This window comes from uncultured Brevundimonas sp. (assembly GCF_963974615.1).
Lineage (GTDB): Bacteria > Pseudomonadota > Alphaproteobacteria > Caulobacterales > Caulobacteraceae > Brevundimonas.
The window spans coordinates 13359-32785 of the sequence record NZ_CAXBDH010000024.1 but is presented as its reverse complement, the minus strand read 5'-3'; the positions used below and the strand labels follow the sequence as shown (position 1 = coordinate 32785).

The following is a 19427-nucleotide window of genomic DNA, read 5'->3' as shown; positions in this document are numbered from 1 at the left end:
GGGCCCGCCGCACCCCCAACCCCGGCCCTTCCCCCATCAAGGGGGAAGGGAGAGGATCAGCAAATGAAACTCACCCTCGGCACCACGCCCCTCACCCTCGCCCGGCTGCGCGCCGTGCTCGACGGCCCGTGCACCGTCGACCTGACCCCGGCCGCCTGGGCCAATGTCGACAAGGGGGCGGCCACGGTCGCCGCCATCGTCGCCGAGGGGCGCACCGTCTACGGCATCAACACCGGCTTCGGCCTGCTGGCCAACACCTCGATCGCCCCGGAAGACCTCGAGACCCTGCAGCGCAACCTGGTGCTCAGCCATGCCTGCGGCGTCGGCCGGGATCTCGACGATGCCGTGGTCCGTCTGATGATGGTGCTGAAGATCGCCTCCCTGTCGCGCGGGGCCTCAGGCATCCGCCGCGCCACGCTCCAGACCCTGATCGCCATGGTCAATGCCGACGTCCTGCCCTGCATCCCGGCCAAGGGCTCGGTCGGGGCCTCGGGCGACCTCGCCCCCCTCGCCCATATGAGCTGCGTCCTGATCGGGGTCGGCGAGGCCCGCCACAAGGGCGAAACCCTCGACGCGGTCGACGCCCTGGCCCGCGCCGGTCTCGCGCCTCTGACCCTCGGCCCCAAGGAAGGTCTGGCCCTGCTGAACGGCACCCAGTGTTCGACCGCCCTGGCCCTGGCCGGCCTGTTCGCCACCGAAGGCGTGTTCGCCGCCGCCATTGCCGCCGGCGCCCTGTCGGTCGATGCGCTGAAAGGGTCGGACGCCCCGTTCGATGCCCGCATCCATGCCCTGCGCGGCCAGCCCGGCCAGATCGTCGTGGCCGAACGCCTGCGCGCCCTGATGGCCGGCAGCGCCATCCGCGACAGCCATCGCCATGACTGTTCCAAGGTCCAGGACCCCTATTCCCTGCGCTGCCAGCCCCAGGTCATGGGGGCCATCCTCGACCTGCTCAACAATGCCGCCGCCACCCTGACGCGCGAGGCCAATGCCGTGACCGACAATCCGCTGGTCTTCATCGACGACGGTGACGTCATCTCGGGCGGCAATTTCCACGCCGAGCCCGTGGCCTTCGCCGCCGATCAGATCGCCATGGCCCTGTGCGAGATCGGCAATATGTCCGAGCGCCGCACCTCGATCCTCGTCGATCCGAACATGAGCGCCCTGCCCGCCTTCCTGGTGAAGGAGAGCGGCCTCAACTCCGGCTTCATGATCGCCCAGGTCACCGCCGCCGCCCTGGTGGCCGAGAACCGCATGGTCGCCCATCCGTGCAGCGTCGACACCGTCCCGACCTCCGCCAATCAGGAGGACCATGTCTCCATGGCTACCCATGGCGCGCGCCGCCTGCTGGACATGGCCGAGAACGCGGCCGCCGTCGTCGGCATCGAACTGCTGGCCGCCGCCCAGGGCATCGAATTCCACCGTCCCCTGACCTCGTCACCCGATCTCGAACAGGTTTACGCCATCGTCCGCGAGGCGGCCGCCGCCTATGGCAGCGACCACTATTTCGCCCCCGACATCGCCCGCGCGACGGACGGCGTGCGGGACGGCCGCTACCGGGCGTTCGCCGGAACCCTGCTGCCCTCCAGCTGAGCGCGATTGCCCGTAGAGCGCTCCGCTCCCGGGCCCCCGGTCAGCGCCGCTCGGTTTGACGCTCGACCGTCAGGGCATAGGCCCCGGTTTGCGCCGGGCCGAAACTGCCGGCCCTGATTTCGAAACTGCCTTCGGACGGGGCCGTCCATTCCAGCCTGGAGTTGGTGTCGGACAGGCCGTCATCGTCCGAGCCGAGGTTTTCGAACGCTTCGTCCCCACCACCGCGACCGATGAGCACGAAACAGTCGAACTCATTCGACACCAGGGTGATGACCAGCTTGTCGCCTTCTTTCACGTGGACGACATAGGCATCATAGAAACTGCCGTCCTCGGCGATGGCGTCACTGTCGCTGAGCGTGCCGCGCGCCGTGGCTCCGATCAGGATGCTGCCCGGCTCCGGCTGCGGCCCGCGGTCGATCAGTTCGATCGAATACAGCCCTTCGGACTCCGACCCCAGCGGCAGGGCACGCAGGACATAGTCCCCGGCCTCCGGCAGGATGAAATTCAGCCGCGAATCCGTCCCCTCGCCCAGACCGTCATCATCGCTCGACAGGGCTGAAAACTCACCGCCGACCTTGCCGATCTCCAGATAGGTGTCGAAATCACCCGACCGCATGATCGCCTGAACCCGCTGGCCTTCCGATCCGCTGAAGACGTAGGAATCATAGCCGCGATCCTCGAGGTCCCGGGGATCGTCGGCGTCGATCGCCCCCTCGACCGTCGTTCCGAATTCCAGCGCCACCGGGGCCCGCTCCGGTTCGATTTCATTGAGCTCAAGCGTGTAGGCTCCCTCCGAGTCGGTGGAGAAACCGCGCGCGTCGATCCGGTAGTCCCCGTCCTCGGGCAAGGTATAGATCAGGCGGGAATTGGTCCCCTCGGCCCCGCCGTCGTCATCCTCGGCCAGACTGACCGGCACACCGTCCGGGCCGCCGGAACCGAAGAGTTCCAGATAGGTGTCGAAGACGTCCGAATCCATCGTCACTTCGATCCGCTGGCCCGCACGACCGGTGAAGCGATAGCTGTCGACCCGGAACCCGGAATCGTTCAGTCCGTCGGTCGCAGTCAGCTCACCCTGGATCGCGTAGCCGATATCGATGGCTTCGGCCGGACCGGCTTCCGGGACCTCGGCAAGGCTCAGATCATAGGCCCCTTCGCCCCCGGCGGTCAGCGGCGTTGCCCGGATGATGTATTCGCCCGACTCGGGGGCGGTGAAGATCAGGAACGAGTTCAGCGACCCGCCGGGACCGTCGTCGTTCTCGGCCAGCTGATCGAAGGTGTTGCCGTTCATCCGCCCGACCCGGACGACGGGATCGAAATCCTCGGAATTCAGGCTGATCCCGACGCGATCGCCGGCACGGGCGCGGAACCGGTAGGCGTCATAATTGGCCCCGTCATCCGTTTCCGGATCGCCGGACGTCAGCGCACCCGACCGGGCCTGGCCGAGGCGGATCGCCGTCGGTCGGGGCGCACGCGCGGCCGCCGGCCGTTCGCTGAGCGCGAGCGTATAGGCCCCGCCGTCCAGCCCCGACAGTGTCCGCGCCCTCAGCAGGTACTCACCCGACCCGTCCACAACAAAGCGCAGCCGCGAATCCGTATCCTGTCCGAAACCGTCATCGTCGCCGAGAATTTCCTCCTCGGTCTGCCCCGCTTCATACAGACCGATGTAGGTGTCGAATTCCGACGACTGCATCGTGATTTCCAGCCGCTGGCCCTCGCGGGCAGTGAACCGGTAATCGTCATAGCGATAGGCGTCATCAGGCGCGACGGCGTCCTCGGCCGTCAGTGCACCGCTGACCCGGTCACCGATCCGGATCGGCTCCTGGGCAACGGCTCGACCGGATACGGCCAGAAGGGCAAGGATACTGACGGTGGCTGCGATGGTAGAACGGCGCATGGGATCCCCCTTGTTTCGAGGCCGATCATAGACGCCGAACCGGGGGGGCTGTAAATCGCCCCCTTCAGATCGACTTTTGTACCAGGAACGCCGCATGACCGCCGAGCCCTCCCGCGCGACCCTGATCGACGGCAAGGCCTTCGCTGCCGGGCTGGTCGAACGGGTCACGGCCGCAACGGCACGATTGCAGTCGGCCCATGGCCTGAAGCCGGGCCTGGCGGTGGTGATTGTCGGTGAGGATCCGGCCAGTCAGGTCTATGTGCGCAACAAGGGCGAACGGACCCAGGCCGCCGGCATGCGCTCGGATACCCATCGCCTGTCCGAGACGACCCCCCAGGCTGATCTCCTGGCCCTCATCGCCACCCTGAACGCCGACTCCGGCATCCACGGCATTCTGGTCCAGCTGCCCCTGCCGTCCCACATCGATACCGCGGCCGTGCTGGCGGCGATTGATCCGGACAAGGACGTGGACGGCTTTCACGTGGTCAATGTCGGACGTCTGGCCGTCGGCCTGCCGGGTCTGGTCCCCTGCACCCCGCTGGGATGCCTGATGCTGCTGAAAAACGCCCTGGGCGACCTGACCGGGCTCAATGCCGTGATCGTCGGCCGCTCCAACATCGTCGGCAAGCCGATGGCCCAGCTACTGCTGGCCGAGAGTTGCACCGTCACCATCGCCCACTCGCGAACGCGCGACCTGCCCGCCCTGTGCCGCACAGCCGATATTCTGGTCGCCGCCGTCGGCCGGCCCGAAATGATCCGCGGCGACTGGATTCGCCCCGGCGCGACCGTCATCGATGTCGGCATCAACCGCCTGCCCGCCCGCGACCCGGCCAGGGCGGCCGAGGGCAAGACCCGTCTGGTCGGCGATGTCGCGTTCGATGAGGCTGCGGTCGTCGCACAGTACGTCACACCGGTTCCCGGCGGCGTCGGCCCGATGACCATCGCCTGTCTGTTGGCCAACACCTACACGGCCGCCTGTCGCGCGGCCGGGGTCACGCCCGAGCGTCTCGACGCTTGAAGCGACAGGCGGTTGCGGGGATAGTCCACGCAACGAGCGACCGCCAGACGTCGCGTCCAGGAGACACCCATGATCCGGATCAGCCCCCACGCGAAGGCCCTCGCGGCTGTCGTCATCGTCCTGCCGGCCGTGGCCGGTTGCGGCTACAACACCATTCCCACCAAGCAGGAAGCCGCCAGGGCGCGCTGGGCCGATGTGCAGTCACAGTATCAGCGGCGCGCCGACCTGATCCCCAATCTGGTGGCCACCGTGCAGGGGGCCGCCATCCAGGAGCGCACCACCCTGACCCAGGTGATCGAGGCCAGGTCCCGTGCCACCAGCGTGACGATCACGCCTGAAACCCTGAACGATCCGGCCGCTTTCCGCCGCTATCAGGCGGCGCAGGGCGAACTGTCCCAGGCCCTGTCACGCCTGTTGCTGGTGGTCGAACGCTACCCCGACCTGAAGTCCAACCAGAATTTCCTGGCGCTGCAATCCCAGCTCGAAGGCACGGAAAACCGCATCGCCGTCGCCCGGCGCGACTACAACGAGGCGGTGCAGAGCTACAATACGTCACTGCGCACCTTTCCGACGGTGATCTGGGCCAGGACCTTCCAGTCTGGGTCCGAGCCGATGCCCCTGTTCAGCGCCTCTGCGGAAGCCCAGAATCCACCGACGGTGAATTTCGATGCGTTGGCCCCCGCCGTTCCCGGGGGCCGTCCCCCGAACGTCCTGCCCGGCAGCCCGCCGCCGACAGCGCCCGAACGTTGACGGCCCGCGCACCAACAAAGATCGGCGGCACGGAGCGCGGCCTCGGGTCGACTCTGCTCGTTCTGGCCCTGTGGCTGGCGTCGGCGAGCCTCGCCCTGGCCCAGTCCGCCCCCGTCTTCCCGGCCCTGTCCGGCCGGGTCGTCGACGAGGCCCAGCTGATCTCCCCGGCGGGGGAAGCCCGGCTGACCGAAACCCTCGCCGCGCTCGAACGGGACACCACCGATCAACTGGTCGTCGTCACCGTCGACAGCCTGCAGGGTCGAGAGATCGAGGATTACGGCTATCAGCTGGGTCGCGCCTGGGGGATCGGACAACAGGATACCGACAACGGCCTGCTGCTGATCATCGCCCCCAATGAACGCAAGGTTCGCATCGAGGTCGGATACGGACTGGAGCCCGTCCTCACCGACGCCCTTTCGGCCCTGATCATCCAGAACGACATCCTGCCGGCCTTCCGGACCGGAGATTTCGAAACCGGCATCACCAATGGTGTGACCGCCATCGACGCCCAGCTACGGCTTGATCCGGTCGAGGCCCGGGCCCGGGCGGCAGCGGCAACACCGCCCCGCCCCGGCATACCCGTAGGTGCGATCATGGTGATCGGCGCTGTCTTCCTGTTGTTGCTGACAACACTGATCGGTGCCGCGCGATCCGGCGGTCGACGGCGTCGCCGGGGAGGCAATGGTCTCGCGCCGATCCTCATCTGGGCGGCATCCGAAGCACTCAGAAATGGCGCGCGCGGTGGACGCGGGCGTTCCGGCGGCGGGTTCGGCGGCGGTGGATTTGGCGGCGGTTTTGGCGGCGGCGGCGGCGGCTTCGGTGGCGGCGGCGCATCAGGAGGATGGTGATGGATCTGACTCCGGCCGATCAGGCCCGCATCGCCACCGCCATCAGCACGGCGGAAACGGCGACCTCGGGCGAAATCTTCTGTGTGCTGGCGCGCGAGGTCTCCTCCTATCGCGACATCTCCCTGGGGTGGGCGGCGGCGGCGGCGCTGGTTCTGCCGCTGACCCTGATTCCCTTCGGGCTCGACGCCACCTGGTTTCCAGGCTTCGGCGGGGGCTGGGAAATCGCCCACCGGGCGGCACTGGACATAAACACCGGCCGAACCCTGGCGGCCTATGCTCTTGTGCAGGCTGCGATTTTCCTGACGGTCCTGTTGCTGACCTCGATACCGCCGGTCAGGCGGTGGGTGACACCACCCAGCATTCGACGGACCCGGGTCCGGAATGCCGCCATGCAGCAGTTTCTCGCCCACGGTCTGCACGTCACCGAGGGTCGCACCGGTATCCTTATCTTCGCCGCACTGTCGGATCATCAGGTCGAGGTGGTCGCCGACGAGGGCATTCATGCCCGGGTCGATAGCGACGTCTGGGCCGATACGGCGGAAACCCTGATCCGAGGCATGAAAGCAGGCACGCCGGTCGATGGATTTGAGCGCGCTATAGGCCTGTGTGGTGCCGTTCTGGCGGAGCATTTTCCACCGGGGCCGAAGAATCCCAACGAGATCGCGGACCGACTGGTCATTATCTGACCCGTCACATCCCCGCGCTAGACCAGAACGGCCCTGATTGACCCGCCAGCCAGGACCCGGATTTTGCTCCACATTGAATCGGGCGCATTTTCGGCTTCTGACGGACACAGTCAGACGCGAACATCCCCCGGGGTCATCTCCGCCCGGAAATGACCCAGCTCCACGCCAAGGACTCCATGGCCCGCCTGCTGACCTACAATGTTCATCGCTGCGTCGGTGTGGATCGTCGCCTCGATGTCGATCGCATCGTCGCGGTCATCGCCGAGCACGAGCCCGACATCGTCTGTCTGCAGGAGCTGGATGTGGGCCGCGCCCGGACAGGCTTCACTGACCAGGCCGGGCTGATCGCCGAAAAACTGGCCATGACCCATCATTTCCACCCCGCCATGCAGGTTGAGGCCGAGCTCTATGGCGACGCCATCCTGACGCACCATCCCGAGCGCCTGGTCAAATCGGCCGCGCTGCCGACCCTCAAGGGGATCCCGGGTCTGGAACCGCGCGGCGCGCTCTGGTCCGCCATCGAAATCGAGGGCGTGACCCTGAATGTCTTCAACACCCATTTCGGTCTCATCCCGCGGGAACAACGGCTTCAGGCTGCGGCCCTGAACGGGCGCGGCTGGCTCGGCCACCCCGAATGCACCGGCCCCACCATCCTGACGGGCGACTTCAATGTGACCTCCCTGACGCGCCCCTATCAGGCCCTTGCCCGACGTCTCCCCGACGTCCAGCGCACACTCGGACTGAAGCCGACAATCAAGACCTTCCCGTCCAGCTTCCCCGCCGTCCGCATCGACCATTGCTTCGCCAGCCCCGAGATCGTGGTCCGTTCGATCACGGCCCCCTTTTCACCCCTGGCCCGGATGGCGTCCGATCATCTGCCGCTGGTCGTGGATTTCGAAATCCGGACCGACGCGGCCCGCGACCCTACCCCCTAGCGTTCCCTCAGGTCGCTGAGCTGCCCGGATTCGCTTCTCTGCGACGGATTTCGGCGTCGCCACGGTCGCCAGGCATCGTCGGACGACGACGGGTCCCCCAACTGCCATTCGGCGATAAACCGCTCGACCTGCGACGGCGGCGCGGCACCCAGCGCGTGCATCCGATCCGTATCGAACCGTCGGATCGCCTCGCCCGTAGAGCCCATCACCGCCTCGGCCGCCGCGAACTCCGCCGCGCTGATACCGATGAAATGGCCGATGGAGCGATGCCGGAACGTCGCGATGGCCGCCCGGCCCTCTTCCGTCCCCGGCTCCGTCGTCACGTCACACTCCGTGTCGAGCCCCAGGGACCGGTTGTTCAGATTGGTCGAGCCGATCCGCAGCAGCCGGTCGTCGATGATCGACACCTTGGCATGAACGATGATCCGCCCGCCCGCCTCGCCGAACGGCGCGAAGGCCGAGAAGCGATTGTATATGTCCGCATTTTCCAGCCGGTACAGCACCTCGGAGCGGGCTGTATCCATGGTCATACGGTCAAACCAGCTGGGGCTGCCCCCGGTCGAGACCAGAATAATCTCGGGGCCATCCGGTTCAGACAACCGCCGGGCCAGGGCCTCAGCAATTAACGGCGACGTAAAATATTGATTCTCAAAATAAATTAACTTCGAAGCCTGTTCGATCAGCGCGATATGCAGGGCCTCGTTCTCCCGAACCTCGGCCCGACCGCGCCATTTCGGCTCGGTGCGGGTGATCGCGACCGGCGTGTCGACCAGGTCGACCTCCACGTCATCCGGCCATGGATCGCCGGGCACATCATCGGGAACGGTCCGCTCCCACGTGGCCCGGAACCAGCGCTCGCGCGCCAGATCCCCCAGCGCCCTGGCCGCCGGTCCATCCATGACACACATGACCTCATGTCGTGCCGGAGAGATCAGGCCTGACGGCTGGCACCGCCGCGGATCATCGTCCAGATGGTCACTGGTGTCCCAGCGGTCGGTCGAGATATCACCACCGCCGCAGAAGGCCACGGCGTCATCGATGATGACCGCCTTCTGATGATGGCAGGCCCCGATCGGGCCGGGCGAGTCGAGGCGAAACTCGACCAGACGCTTCTGGAACCAGCGCTGGGCCCGATGCGGATAAAACCCCTGGGACGCGGCGATCAACAGCGGCGATTTCCAGATCAGCAGGCGTATATCCAGATCCGGCTTCGACTTGACCAGCATCCTCAGCTGGTGACCGATCTCGGCCTGCCGGTCGCCAAAGCGCGATTCAGGGTCCAGTCGGGTGCGGGGGTCGAATTGCCAGCCGAGGATCACGATCGAACGCTGCGCCTTGTTCAGGGACGACTTCAACGCATCGAAATAGGCTTCATTCTCCATCAGCACCGAAAACCGGGCGGCGGTATCCACGCGCCAGCAATTCTGGCCCGGCACCAGCACGGTACTATGATTGACCGTGGTCTTGTCGTGCATGATGCCAGCCTGACCGATTCCGATGACGTTTGGATGTGGGGCCATCCCCGGCGTCTTGCGACCCCACCCGTTCCATGCGCGGCCCCTGACGGTCAATAACGATCCGGGTTCCACGGATGGAAGATTGTCTGAAAGCTCCTTCGGGCGCATAAGGTTTCGTTGCTTCTGAACCGGGGAGGTCGGCGATGCAGGTGATAATCGAGCTGATCGCAGGCTTTCTGGCCCTTCTGGCGGCCGTGGCCCTGGCCCAGTTCGGCGTGGATTTGCACACCCCGCGCCAGGCCGATCGCGAAATCCACCGCACCGCCGATTGCGCAGATAAACCCGCCACTGGAATTACAGCCGCCCCTGTCCCCAGCCTTGATTGCTGATCGGGCACAAATCCGTCAGGGGAATTGACCGCGCCGCCTTTGCTCGACCTGCCTAAGCCGGTAGGGTCGCGAGTTCGCGCGCGCCGCCGCCGCGACCCGTGATCGAGATCGCCGCCCCATGAAGTCGCCCAAACGAACGCCGCTGAATCTGACTGCCGACGATGTCCCCGCTCCGGAGACAACGCTGACGACGGATTCCGCTACGGACGACACGGCGTCGGAAGATGACTCCAGCACCGAACCCGAATCGAACGGCAAGGTTCAGCGCCCGATGTCCGAACGCCGCCGTCGCCGCCTGGCCCAGGAGAAACGCCTGACAGCCGGACGGGACGAACAGAATGAGCCCCCGGTCGAGGAGGCCCCCGAAGCGTCACCTGATTTCAGCATGCCGGCCGGCGCGGCCCCGGTCGCCTACGCCCCGCCGCCACCGCCCGCGCCGCCGACCCCCACCTCCACATCCGGTGAAGCTGTACCGTCGGGCCGCTATGCCTATCTGGTCGCGGGCATCGCCTCGACCGTCTGGATCGCCGGCGTCGCCTCATGGCTGGCCTTCGAATTCGGATCAGGCAACGCCGCGGTCGACCCGCTGAGGATCGCCGTCTATGCGCTGATCGCCCTCGCCCCGGCCGGGCTCGCCCTGATGCTGGCCCATGCCGTCCGACAGGGAGCCAGTCTGGCGCTCGAGACCCGGCGCGCCCGCAAACTGGCCGAAGCCCTGGTCGCGCCCACCGCACTCGCCGCCCAGCAGACCGGCGAAGTGCTGAACACCCTGCGCATCGACATCGATCAGGCGTCGCTGGCGGCCGAACGGTCCCGCCACGACATGACCCTGCTGCGCGAAGCCCTGGCCCAGGAAACCGTCCGCCTCAACGAGGCCGCGGATACGGCCGTCCGCACGGCCCGCCAGCTCGCCGAACAACTCGGCAGTGAGCGGGAAAGCATGAAGGCGCTCGGTGCACAGCTGGACACTCAGGCTGCGGGCGTTCTGGAAGCCGTGGAACGCCAGTCGCGCATGGTCATCGACGCGTCCGACCTGGCCCAGACCCAGCTGCGTGAAGCCGAGGCGGCGCTCGCCGCCCGCGCCGCCGATCTCGCTGCCGCCGCCGGCGAGGCCCAGGACGCGGCCCGGGCCGCCGCGGACGACCTGTCCCGCCAGACCCTCCGCCTTGAAAACGCGGGCACGGGCGTGTCCGAACAGATCCAGTCGGTTGAGGCCGGTCTGGGTCAGCAACGCGCGGCCCTGGTCACCGCCGCCTATGCCCTGCGGACCGATCAGGAAGACTTCTCGGCCCAGGTCGAGAGCCAGCGTGCGCAGCTGATCGAACAACTGTCCGCGGCCCGCTCGGCTGCCACGGAACTCGATGAGACCTCGGCCACCTCAAGTGCCTCGATCAAGGAACTGGTCGAGGCCGCCACGGACCAGTTCCGCGCGCTGGTCGACATGTCCCAGCGCGAAGCGGACGGCTTCGACAACGCGACCAAGATCGCCCTCGACCGTTTCGAGGCCCTGGCCGCCGAAGCGCGGGACGTCATGGTCGACGAAACCCGCCGGGCCCTGTCCGCCATGCAGGCCACGGCCAAGGAGACCCGTCTCGCCGCCGGGGATGCTGCCACCCAGGCCCAGGTTCGCGCGGATCGTCTGGGCGAGGCCCTGTTCGATGCGGCGCAGAAGGCCGACCAGGCCGCCGACGCCAGAATCGACGGCGCGCGCCGCGTCGTCGATGAAACGGTGGGACTGGTCGATGAGGCCGCAGAACGGGCGGTCGAGCGTCTCGAGGCCACGGTCGAACGCATGAACGCCGCCTTTTCCCAGATCGACGAGGCCATCAGCGAACTCGATGAGCGGGCCAACAAACTGCCCGAAGAAGCCCAAAAGCGCGTCGACGCCGTTCGCACCTCGGTCGAGGAAGGGCTCGCCGCCCTGTCCAATGCCTCGAAGAAGGCCGCCGCCGACACCGAAGCGCTGGACGCCGGCTTCCAGGAGCGGGTTCGCCGCAACTACGAAATGCTGACCGAAGCCGTTCGCCTGATGGGCGTCGTGTCCGGTGACGCCCCCACCCCACGACGGCGGGAGCCCGCCGCCGCCGCCGACAAACCGGAACCGGTGGAGTCCACGCGCAGCAAACCCTCCCGCACTGAAGAAGGCCGCGGCTTCGGCCTTCGGGGCCGTCTCAGACTTGAACCGACCATCAAGACACCCGTGCCCACATCTCCGATTGACCGTCTGGGCTGGAGCGACCTTGAAGACATCGGGGCGGAAGAACAGCCGCTCGATCTCGACACCCCCGCCATGCCGGCCATCGCCGACGACGCGCAGTCCGAATCCCGGTTCGAGGCCCTGACCGAACGGGTCATCGCCGCCATTCGGCGTATGGGAGTCGATCCGAACGCCCTGCTTCCAAAGGCAAGGGTCGAAGAGTCCGGCCAGGCCATCGCCGCGCGGGACCCCGACCGGGCGCGGCAGATCGTTCGGCGGGTCGCGCCGGCGGCCGTGCGCAGTGTCTCCCGTCGGGTATTGGGCGATGCCGAACTTCGCGCCGACGCGGAAGACTATGTCCGGGGTTTCGGTCAGAGGCTTCAGGATCGCGCCCGGGACGGCGATGCGCCCGGCGTTCTGGCGCTGCTGACCTCGGATGGTGGCCGGGCCTACATGCTGCTCGACGCCGCCGTGGGCGATCTCGCCTGACGGCAAATGCGTGTCGGCCTCAAATGGCGCTTGACGAAAGTCCTGCATTAAGGACACCGTCACGCAACTGTCACATGTTAGCAACCTCATGCTCGACACCCACGCCGAGACCGTGCCCGACCGCAGACCGGCGATTGTCATCTGTGCCTATGACGTCTCCGAGTCCGGCTGGAATCCGGTCGACGGCTCGTCTGGCCTGCCATGGGACCCGGTCGGGGGCCGAACGATACCGGTCGCGGCGGCTGACCCCCAGACCCTGGCGTCCACCCTCACGGCCCGACTGATGGAGCCCGGCTGTCGTGCGCTTCTTCTGGTCGGGCGCACCCGGCACGGCGACGCCTTTCGTATCCAGATGCGGGCCGAAAACCGCGCGCTGGACGGGACGGCGCGACTTGACCTGACCGGCCCCTGTTCCGCCCGCGCCACAGCCCCCGTGGCCGAGATCGTCGAGGCGATGAATGAGGCCGGACTGACGGCCCAGGCCTCGTCCGACTACGAGGACGATGCCGGCAACTATCTGCTCTACCGCATATTGTCCGATCTGCCGGATGGCGCGGACAGTCCGGCCGTCAGCTTGATCCGGGCCCCCGCGACCGTCTCCGATGCCGAGTTGCAGCGCGGGGTGCAGACCGCCGCCGCGACCATGGCCCGGCATTTGTCGCCCCTGCCCCGCTCCACCCAGACCTAAAGGGCCCCTCAGGCCTGTCGGACCAGCGTCTGGCGCACCCTGAACGCCGCGACCGCCCCGATCAGAGCCAGCCCGGCCATCGCCAGATAGGCCCCGGCACCATAGGCGTCGTACAGCGGCCCCGCCAGCGCGGTGGCCAGTCCGATCAAAACCCCGGCCGAAAGCACGGAACTCAGGGTCTGGCCCGCCGTCTGGCTGCCCGCCGGACTCAACCGCTCGACGATCTCGACCCCGGCCAGATAGGTGGCGGCGAAGCTCAGCGCATGCATCGCCTGCAACGGCCACAGCAGCCACAGGGGCGGGGCAAAGGCCATCGCGGTCCAGCGAACCACCGCCGCCAACGCCCCGATCAGCAGCATGGTCCACGGCCCGATTCCGGCACGTCGCCGCCACGGCTCGACCCACCACATGAAGCCGATCTCGACCACCACCGAAAAGGCCCACAACAGGCCGGTCATACTCTCGGCGATCCCCTGCGCCTTCCACAAGATGGCTGAAAATCCGTAGTAGAAGGCGTGCGCCGCCTGAACCGCACCGATGGCGAAGATCGCGATCATGAAAGCCGGGTCGGCGACCAGCCGCCCCATGCCCCGGAACCGGTCCGCCCGGCGTTGCAGACCGACCGTGTCGACCGGTTCGGGCGGCACCACCACGGCCGCCACCCCGGCGATGAGCAGGGCCGCGATCACGACCCAGATGATCACCAGATCGACCGACGCCTGCACCAGCAGGGCCCCCATCACCACATTGGCGATGACAAAGGCCGCCGATCCAAACCCCCGGGGCACCGAAAAGGCGAACCCCTCGCGCCGGGCCAGTTTCAGGGTCAGAACATCCGTCAGCGGGATGATCCCCGCCGCCGCGCTGGCCGCGACGAACCAGCACAGGGCCCACAGCCCATAGCCCTCGACCAGTCCGGTGGCCGCATAGCCGAGCGCCGCCACCAGGCCCAGAATGGCAATGGGAGTGCGCCGGGCCCTGAATCCGTCGGCCCAGACGGCGATGGCCGGACCGGTCATCAGCCGGGCCAGCATCGGTGCCGCCAGCAGGGTGCCGATTTCCGCGCCGGACAGGCCCTGGGCCCGGAACCACAGTCCGGCGAACGGCAGGCTCACCCCGGTGGCCCCGAAGAGCAACACATAGTGCAGGGCCATACGGTGCGCGGACGTCATGGTCGCAGCGATAGCAGACTCCGATGCCAACGTGGGTTAGGGTTTTTCATGTTTTCCTACCGCGCCCTGGCTGTGTTCGCGGCCCTCAACGGGGCCCTTGCCGTCGCAATCGGGGCCTTTGCCGCGCACGGAGTTGCGCCGGACGCCAAGGCGCTGCTGGGCACGGGGGCGCACTATCAGCTGGTTCACGCGCTACTGGCCCTGGTCTGCGCCGGCTGGTCCCCGCAAGGCCGGGACCGACGCATCCTGCTGGCCGGCTGGCTGGCGGCCGCCGGCGGGCTCATATTTGCAGGGGCCCTGTCCCTGATTGCTCTCGCGGGCCTGACCGTTATGGGCATGATGGCCCCGGTCGGGGGGACGCTGATGGTTGCAGGATGGCTATTGCTCGCTTATGCCGTTTTACGGCCTCATTCTCTCAACGACTGACCTGTCACGCTGAAAGATCCTTTCCTGTATGGCTTTCCCAGTGCCCGAAACACCCCGTCGCGAACTCTATCCCGAGATCGAGCCTTTTGCCTCGGGCTGGATGGCAACGGACGGCGAGCATGAGATCTATTACGAGGAGTGCGGCAATCCGCAGGGTCTGCCGGTCCTGGTGCTTCACGGCGGTCCGGGTGGATCAGTCAGCCCCGGGATGCGCCGGTATTTCGATCCCGCGAAATACCGCATCATCCTGTTTGACCAACGTGGCTGTGGCAAAAGCCGGCCCTACGCCTCACTGGACGACAACACCACCTGGACCCTGATCGCCGATATCGAACGCTTGCGTGAGCGCTGCGGGGTTGATCGCTGGGTCGTGTTCGGGGGCTCGTGGGGATCGACCCTGTCGATGACCTACGCCATCACCCACCCGGAACGCGTCGTCAGTCTGATTCTGCGCGGCATCTTCCTGCTGACCCGCAAGGAGCTGCACTGGTTCTACCAGGACGGGGCCTCAATGATCTTCCCCGACGCCTGGGAACGGTTCCTGGCTCCCATCCCGGAAAACGAGCGTCACGACCTGATGGGGGCCTACTACAAACGCCTGACCGGTGACGACAAGGCCGAGCGGGAACGCTGCGCCATCGCCTGGTCCTGCTGGGAGGGCGAGGCCGTCAGCGTGCAGGGACCCGCGAGTCGACCCGAGAAATTCGCCGAACCCGAATTCGCCGTCGCCTTCGCCCGGATCGAATGCTGGTATTTTACCAACGGCGGCTTCTTGCCGGAAGACGGCTGGTTGCTCCGCAATATCGGTCGCATCCGCCACATTCCAACATGGATCGCCCAGGGGCGTTTCGACGTCGTCACGCCCCTGTCCGGCGCATGGGCCCTGCATCGCGCCTGGCCGGAAGCCCGGCTGAACATCATTCCCGACGCCGGTCATGCATCGTCCGAGCCCGGCATCATCGATAGTCTGATCAACGCCACAGACTGGGCCGCGACCCTCGAACGCTAGAGCGAAATCGGTTGAGTTGGACGCAGTCCAACTCGGCTCAGATTTCGCTCTAGTTTGAATCTGGACCATTTTTTGGATTCAGGTCGATTCGACCTGAAACAAAAATGGTCTAGAGGCTGGTCTTCACGACCCGCTCGCCCGCCGGACGGGCTGTGGCGTCAGAAGATTCCGTGCCCTTTCGGCAGCTCGGCGTAGCGGTGAACCCGCGCCGCCATCACCAGACCGAACCCGATCATCACCGTCAGCATCACCGTGCCGCCATAGCTGAGCAACGGCATGGGCACGCCGACGACCGGAGCCAGCCCCATCACCATGGCCCCGTTGATCAGAACATAGAGGGCGAAGGTCGCCGTCATGCCCGCCGCGCCCAGCCGCCCGAAATGGCTGTGCGACAGGGACGAAATCCTCAAGGCGATCAGAATGATGGCGATATAGCAGGCCAGGACGGTGAAGGAGCCGACAAAGCCGAACTCCTCGGAGACCGCGGCGAAGATGAAGTCCGTGTGCTTTTCCGGCAGAAACTCCAGCTGGCTCTGACTGCCCAGCCCGTAGCCCTTGCCCAGCAGCCCCCCGGAGCCGAGCGCGATCTTGGACTGCATGATGTGGTAGCCGCTGCCGGACGGGTCCCCCTCCGGGTTCAGGAAGGTCAGGATCCGGTTGCGCTGGTAATCATGCATGCCGAACATGATGTAGGGCGGCACCGTCACCATCATGGCCCCGATGGCGGTGACGATGATCTTCCAGCTGAGTCCGGCCACGAACATGATCGCCGCCCCGGTCAGGCCGATCAACATGGCGCTGCCCAGATCAGGCTGGTGCGCCACCAGCAGGAAGGGTGCGCCGATCATCCCGACCGGAAAGATCAGTTTCCACGAGAAGCTGGCGTCCTGCGCCGAGGCCCCGTGATACCAGCGGGCCAGCGCCAGAACGAGACCGATCTTCATGATCTCGGACGGCTGGATTCGGGTCACCCCCAGATCGAGCCAGCGGGTCGCGCCCATGGCCGTATAGCCGAACAGTTCGACTCCCACGAGCATCAGCAGGGCCACCAGATAGACGGGGTAGGCCATGGCGAACCAGTATTTCAGACTGACCATCGACAGGCCCAGCATGATGGCCAGGCAGACGCCGAAGCGGATCAGATGCTTGGCTGCCCAGGGGTCCCATGAGCCCTTGGCCACCGAATAGAGCATCAGGGCTCCGATGCCGGCGACGACGGACAGCAGGCCGACGAAACGCCAGTCGATCTGGGTCAATTTGACCGCGAAACGGTCGCGCTCGCCGGGACGGGTCAGAGCCGAAGAGGTCATCGCGGCTCCGACAGATAGGGACGGGGTCCGGAGGTGGCGGTCGGCGCGGCGGTCCGGCGCGGGGTCGAGGCAACGGGAGCGACGTCCTGGGGAGCGGGCGGGGCGACTCCCTCGACCATGTCGCTGTCGACGGATTCAGGGCCGGTCGGCTCAAGTGGCAGGGGGCGCTGGATCCGCTGGATCATATCCGGATCCTTGAGCAGGGTCGTGCGCATGATCTCGCGGGCACGCGGAGCCGCCGCCGTCGCCCCCCCCAGGCCACCGTGCTCGACGATCACCGCGACGCCGTAGCGCGGCTCGTCGATCGGCGCGAAGGCGACGAACAGGTTGTGATCCTTCAGGGCCCAGCCGACGCTGGAACTCTTGCGATTGACGTTGTCATAGCTGCGCACCTGGGCCGTGCCGGTCTTGCCGGCCATCTGGATGTCGCCCAGACCCAGCTGGCTCTGGCGATAGGCCCCGCCCGAGACGTCATTGGCCACCGCGATCATGCCCTGACGCACCACCTCAAGGTGCTCGCGCGGGAACGGCAGGTCAGGAATATCTTCATTGCCCTTCTGCTCGACGCCGCCGATCGACTTGATCAGACGGGGCTGCAAGGCTTTGCGGGCGTTGGCGAAGCGCGAAACCATGACGGCCAGCTGCAGGGCCGTGACATTGACGTCCCCCTGCCCGATCGCCACCGACAGGGTCTCACCGGCGAACCAGCGACGCGATTCCGGATTGGGGTTGTTGCGGTTGTAGTGCGCCTTCCAGGCCTGGCTGGGAATGACCCCTTCCTTCTGGTTGTCGACCCCGATGTCATAGGTCTGCATGAAGCCGATCTTCTTCGCCGTCTCCTGAATGCCGTCGACGCCCGCCCGATTGCACAGGTGGTAGAAATAGACGTCGCACGAGTTCTTGATGGCGTTGTGCATGTCCTGCGGGCCGTGGCCGTCGGGCTTCCAGCAACGGAAGGTGCGGTTGCCGAACCGGTAACCCCCGGTGCACACGACCCGCTCCTTGGGGTCCACGCCGGCCTCCAGCAACGCCAGGGCCGTCGTCAGCTTGAAGGTCGAACCGGGATGGAAGACGCCACCGATCGCCTTGTCGAGCAGGGGTTTGCGCTCATAGTCCCTGAGCGCGCTGTAGATATTGCTGGGGACCCCGCTCACGAACAGGTTGGCGTCGAACGACGGGGCCGACACCATGCACAGGATGTCGCCGTTACGGACGTCCATCACCACACAGGCCCCGGACTCCTCGCCAAACACCTCCAGCGCCCGGTTCTGAACATCCGCATCCAGGGTCAGAACGACGTCCTTGCCGGGCAAGGCCGCGCGCGATCCGCCGACGTCCTCGCCGACCACCCGCCCCCGCGCATCCACCTCGACACGGGTGCCGCCGGCCTCGCCGCGAAGATCGGAGTCCAGCGCCTTTTCGACGCCCTGACGGCCGATGCGGAAACCCGGATTATAGAGCAGCTGGGGCGGGTCCTCGCCACGGTCTCGGATCGCCTTGATATCGCGATCCGAGACCTTCGCGACATAGCCGACGACATGGGCGAACGAGCCGCCGAACGGATAGTAGCGGGCCTCATTCATGTCCGCCATCACACCGGGCAGCTCGTTGGCGTACAGATTGACCCGGGCGAACTCCTCCCAGCTGAGGTCGCTCTTGACAGGCACCGGTGAAAATCGCGGCGCGGCGTTGACCTCACGGATGATGGACCGGCGGCGCTCCAGCGTATCCGGCAGAAGCTGACCCAGCAGGTCCAGCGTATCGTCCAGATCCTTGGTTTCGTCCCGCACCACCAGCACCCGGAAACTCGGGCGGTTTCCGGCGATGACGGTGCCGTTGCGATCGAGAATGCGACCTCTCGGTGGCGGCACCAGGCGGAAATTGAACTGGTTGTTCGAGGCCATGGTCGCATACTGCTGCGCCTGCACGACCTGCAACTGCGCCAGCCGCCCGATCAGCGCGACGACGCCCAGGGTGGTCAGTCCCCCCATCACAAACGTGCGTCGCAGGAAGGATCCCTGCCGCTCGTTCACATCGGAGAAGAAGATGGACGGTTCGCTGCTCATCGGAACCGCACATCGCCGTCATCGAAGCGCTCGATCATCCAGTGGGCGGCGGGAAACAGCAGCAACGTCGGTATGATCTGCCCGAGCAGGGCCAGAATGCTCGGGGCATTGCCCGCTTTCAGACTGACGATCACATAGGCCAGAACGAAGGCCAGAACGGTACAGGTCGCGTACCAGACAAACTGGACGGTGGTTTCCTGGCCCAGCAGAAAACTGCGTGACAGCAGCACGATGCCATAGATGGCCGACAGGACGAGCGCCCAAAGACCCAGGGGGCCGAACCAGAAAACATCCAGAAACAACCCCAGGGCCATGAGAATGACGGGGGCCATGATCGATGGGCGGATCAACGGCCAGGCGAAAGCCAGAACCACAGGCAGAACGGGTTCCGGCAGGTTCAGGCCGAAAAGCTCGACCGGCGTGCCAAGGACCACGGTCGCGGCAATCGACAACAGGGCAGGATAGACGATCCACTGCATCGGCCCCACCACACGAACCGCCAT

Annotated in this window: 17 protein-coding genes; 11 read left to right on the top strand and 6 right to left on the bottom strand. The window is 66.4% G+C overall.

Annotated features, from left to right (window positions below; translation table 11 throughout):
• Positions 1–63 precede the first annotated feature (63 nt).
• A complete protein-coding gene (gene hutH, locus AAC050_RS13800; RefSeq protein ID WP_339915671.1) occupies positions 64–1590 on the top strand; it encodes a histidine ammonia-lyase in 1527 nt (508 codons plus the stop codon).
• 40 nt (positions 1591–1630) lie between these two features.
• Here the strand turns inward: hutH and AAC050_RS13795 are convergent, their stop codons facing one another.
• Positions 1631–3484: a pre-peptidase C-terminal domain-containing protein gene (locus tag AAC050_RS13795; protein WP_339915670.1), complete on the bottom strand. Its 1854-nt coding sequence runs from the start codon at positions 3482–3484 to the stop codon at positions 1631–1633.
• Between the two features lie 94 nt (positions 3485–3578).
• Between AAC050_RS13795 and folD the strand changes: the two genes are divergently transcribed.
• The 5 genes from folD to AAC050_RS13770 all read left to right on the top strand — a co-directional run bounded on the left by folD (position 3579) and on the right by AAC050_RS13770 (position 7721).
• A complete protein-coding gene (folD, locus tag AAC050_RS13790; RefSeq protein ID WP_339915669.1) occupies positions 3579–4502 on the top strand; it encodes a bifunctional methylenetetrahydrofolate dehydrogenase/methenyltetrahydrofolate cyclohydrolase FolD in 924 nt (307 codons plus the stop codon).
• A 69-nt stretch (positions 4503–4571) separates the two neighbouring features.
• On the top strand, positions 4572–5252 hold the full coding sequence (locus AAC050_RS13785; RefSeq protein ID WP_339915668.1) for a LemA family protein: 681 nt from the start codon (positions 4572–4574) through the stop codon (positions 5250–5252).
• Positions 5249–6100: a TPM domain-containing protein gene (locus tag AAC050_RS13780; RefSeq protein WP_339915667.1), complete on the top strand. Its 852-nt coding sequence runs from the start codon at positions 5249–5251 to the stop codon at positions 6098–6100. The genes AAC050_RS13785 and AAC050_RS13780 overlap by 4 nt, the downstream gene beginning before the upstream one ends.
• A complete protein-coding gene (locus AAC050_RS13775) occupies positions 6100–6786 on the top strand; it encodes a TPM domain-containing protein (RefSeq protein ID WP_339915666.1) in 687 nt (228 codons plus the stop codon). The genes AAC050_RS13780 and AAC050_RS13775 overlap by 1 nt, the downstream gene beginning before the upstream one ends.
• A gap of 149 nt (positions 6787–6935) precedes the next feature.
• Positions 6936–7721 (top strand): endonuclease/exonuclease/phosphatase family protein, encoded by a 786-nt coding sequence (locus tag AAC050_RS13770; protein WP_339915665.1) that lies wholly within the window; start codon positions 6936–6938, stop codon positions 7719–7721.
• On the opposite strand, the gene AAC050_RS13765 is transcribed toward AAC050_RS13770, so the two are convergent.
• The gene (locus AAC050_RS13765) at positions 7718–9241 is read right to left on the bottom strand and encodes a phospholipase D-like domain-containing protein (protein WP_339915664.1); all 1524 of its coding nucleotides are present in this window, start codon (positions 9239–9241) and stop codon (positions 7718–7720) included. The genes AAC050_RS13770 and AAC050_RS13765 overlap by 4 nt on opposite strands.
• A gap of 140 nt (positions 9242–9381) precedes the next feature.
• Between AAC050_RS13765 and AAC050_RS13760 the strand changes: the two genes are divergently transcribed.
• The 3 genes from AAC050_RS13760 (at position 9382) to AAC050_RS13750 (ending at position 12941) form a co-directional block, all read left to right on the top strand.
• Positions 9382–9567: a hypothetical protein gene (locus AAC050_RS13760; RefSeq protein WP_339915663.1), complete on the top strand. Its 186-nt coding sequence runs from the start codon at positions 9382–9384 to the stop codon at positions 9565–9567.
• Positions 9568–9685: 118 nt separating this feature from the next.
• Entirely contained in the window at positions 9686–12253 is a 2568-nt protein-coding gene (locus AAC050_RS13755) for a tipN (protein ID WP_339915662.1), read from the top strand.
• Between the two features lie 88 nt (positions 12254–12341).
• Positions 12342–12941 (top strand): hypothetical protein, encoded by a 600-nt coding sequence (locus AAC050_RS13750; RefSeq protein ID WP_339915661.1) that lies wholly within the window; start codon positions 12342–12344, stop codon positions 12939–12941.
• 8 nt (positions 12942–12949) lie between these two features.
• Here AAC050_RS13750 and AAC050_RS13745 read toward each other — a convergent pair whose 3' ends face one another.
• Entirely contained in the window at positions 12950–14113 is a 1164-nt protein-coding gene (locus tag AAC050_RS13745; RefSeq protein WP_339915660.1) for an MFS transporter, read from the bottom strand.
• A gap of 48 nt (positions 14114–14161) precedes the next feature.
• On the opposite strand from AAC050_RS13745, the gene AAC050_RS13740 reads away from it, so the two are divergent.
• The gene (locus AAC050_RS13740; RefSeq protein WP_339915659.1) at positions 14162–14539 is read left to right on the top strand and encodes a DUF423 domain-containing protein; all 378 of its coding nucleotides are present in this window, start codon (positions 14162–14164) and stop codon (positions 14537–14539) included.
• A gap of 28 nt (positions 14540–14567) precedes the next feature.
• Complete coding sequence (pip, locus tag AAC050_RS13735; RefSeq protein ID WP_339915658.1) at positions 14568–15548, top strand: prolyl aminopeptidase; 981 nt, start codon at positions 14568–14570, stop codon at positions 15546–15548.
• Positions 15549–15706: 158 nt separating this feature from the next.
• On the opposite strand, the gene rodA is transcribed toward pip, so the two are convergent.
• From rodA to AAC050_RS13720, 3 genes are read right to left on the bottom strand one after another with little or no spacing between them, the layout of a single operon-like run.
• Entirely contained in the window at positions 15707–16858 is a 1152-nt protein-coding gene (rodA, locus tag AAC050_RS13730) for a rod shape-determining protein RodA (protein WP_339915657.1), read from the bottom strand.
• A complete protein-coding gene (gene mrdA / locus AAC050_RS13725) occupies positions 16855–18924 on the bottom strand; it encodes a penicillin-binding protein 2 (protein WP_339915656.1) in 2070 nt (689 codons plus the stop codon). The genes rodA and mrdA overlap by 4 nt, the downstream gene beginning before the upstream one ends.
• Positions 18921–19427 (bottom strand): hypothetical protein, encoded by a 507-nt coding sequence (locus AAC050_RS13720; protein WP_339915655.1) that lies wholly within the window; start codon positions 19425–19427, stop codon positions 18921–18923. The genes mrdA and AAC050_RS13720 overlap by 4 nt, the downstream gene beginning before the upstream one ends.

Excerpts from the sequence above, each read along its gene's own strand:
- hutH (WP_339915671.1), top strand. The coding sequence starts at position 64 with ATGAAACTCACCCTCGGCACCACGCCCCTCACCCTCGCCCGGCTGCGC.
- AAC050_RS13795 (WP_339915670.1), bottom strand. The coding sequence starts at position 3,484 with ATGCGCCGTTCTACCATCGCAGCCACCGTCAGTATCCTTGCCCTTCTG.
- folD (WP_339915669.1), top strand. The coding sequence starts at position 3,579 with ATGACCGCCGAGCCCTCCCGCGCGACCCTGATCGACGGCAAGGCCTTC.
- AAC050_RS13785 (WP_339915668.1), top strand. The coding sequence starts at position 4,572 with ATGATCCGGATCAGCCCCCACGCGAAGGCCCTCGCGGCTGTCGTCATC.
- AAC050_RS13775 (WP_339915666.1), top strand. The coding sequence starts at position 6,100 with ATGGATCTGACTCCGGCCGATCAGGCCCGCATCGCCACCGCCATCAGC.
- AAC050_RS13770 (WP_339915665.1), top strand. The coding sequence starts at position 6,936 with ATGACCCAGCTCCACGCCAAGGACTCCATGGCCCGCCTGCTGACCTAC.
- AAC050_RS13765 (WP_339915664.1), bottom strand. The coding sequence starts at position 9,241 with ATGGCCCCACATCCAAACGTCATCGGAATCGGTCAGGCTGGCATCATG.
- AAC050_RS13760 (WP_339915663.1), top strand. The coding sequence starts at position 9,382 with ATGCAGGTGATAATCGAGCTGATCGCAGGCTTTCTGGCCCTTCTGGCG.
- AAC050_RS13755 (WP_339915662.1), top strand. The coding sequence starts at position 9,686 with ATGAAGTCGCCCAAACGAACGCCGCTGAATCTGACTGCCGACGATGTC.
- AAC050_RS13750 (WP_339915661.1), top strand. The coding sequence starts at position 12,342 with ATGCTCGACACCCACGCCGAGACCGTGCCCGACCGCAGACCGGCGATT.
- AAC050_RS13745 (WP_339915660.1), bottom strand. The coding sequence starts at position 14,113 with ATGACGTCCGCGCACCGTATGGCCCTGCACTATGTGTTGCTCTTCGGG.
- AAC050_RS13740 (WP_339915659.1), top strand. The coding sequence starts at position 14,162 with ATGTTTTCCTACCGCGCCCTGGCTGTGTTCGCGGCCCTCAACGGGGCC.
- pip (WP_339915658.1), top strand. The coding sequence starts at position 14,568 with ATGGCTTTCCCAGTGCCCGAAACACCCCGTCGCGAACTCTATCCCGAG.
- rodA (WP_339915657.1), bottom strand. The coding sequence starts at position 16,858 with ATGACCTCTTCGGCTCTGACCCGTCCCGGCGAGCGCGACCGTTTCGCG.
- mrdA (WP_339915656.1), bottom strand. The coding sequence starts at position 18,924 with ATGAGCAGCGAACCGTCCATCTTCTTCTCCGATGTGAACGAGCGGCAG.
- AAC050_RS13720 (WP_339915655.1), bottom strand. The coding sequence starts at position 19,427 with ATGGCGGTTCGTGTGGTGGGGCCGATGCAGTGGATCGTCTATCCTGCC.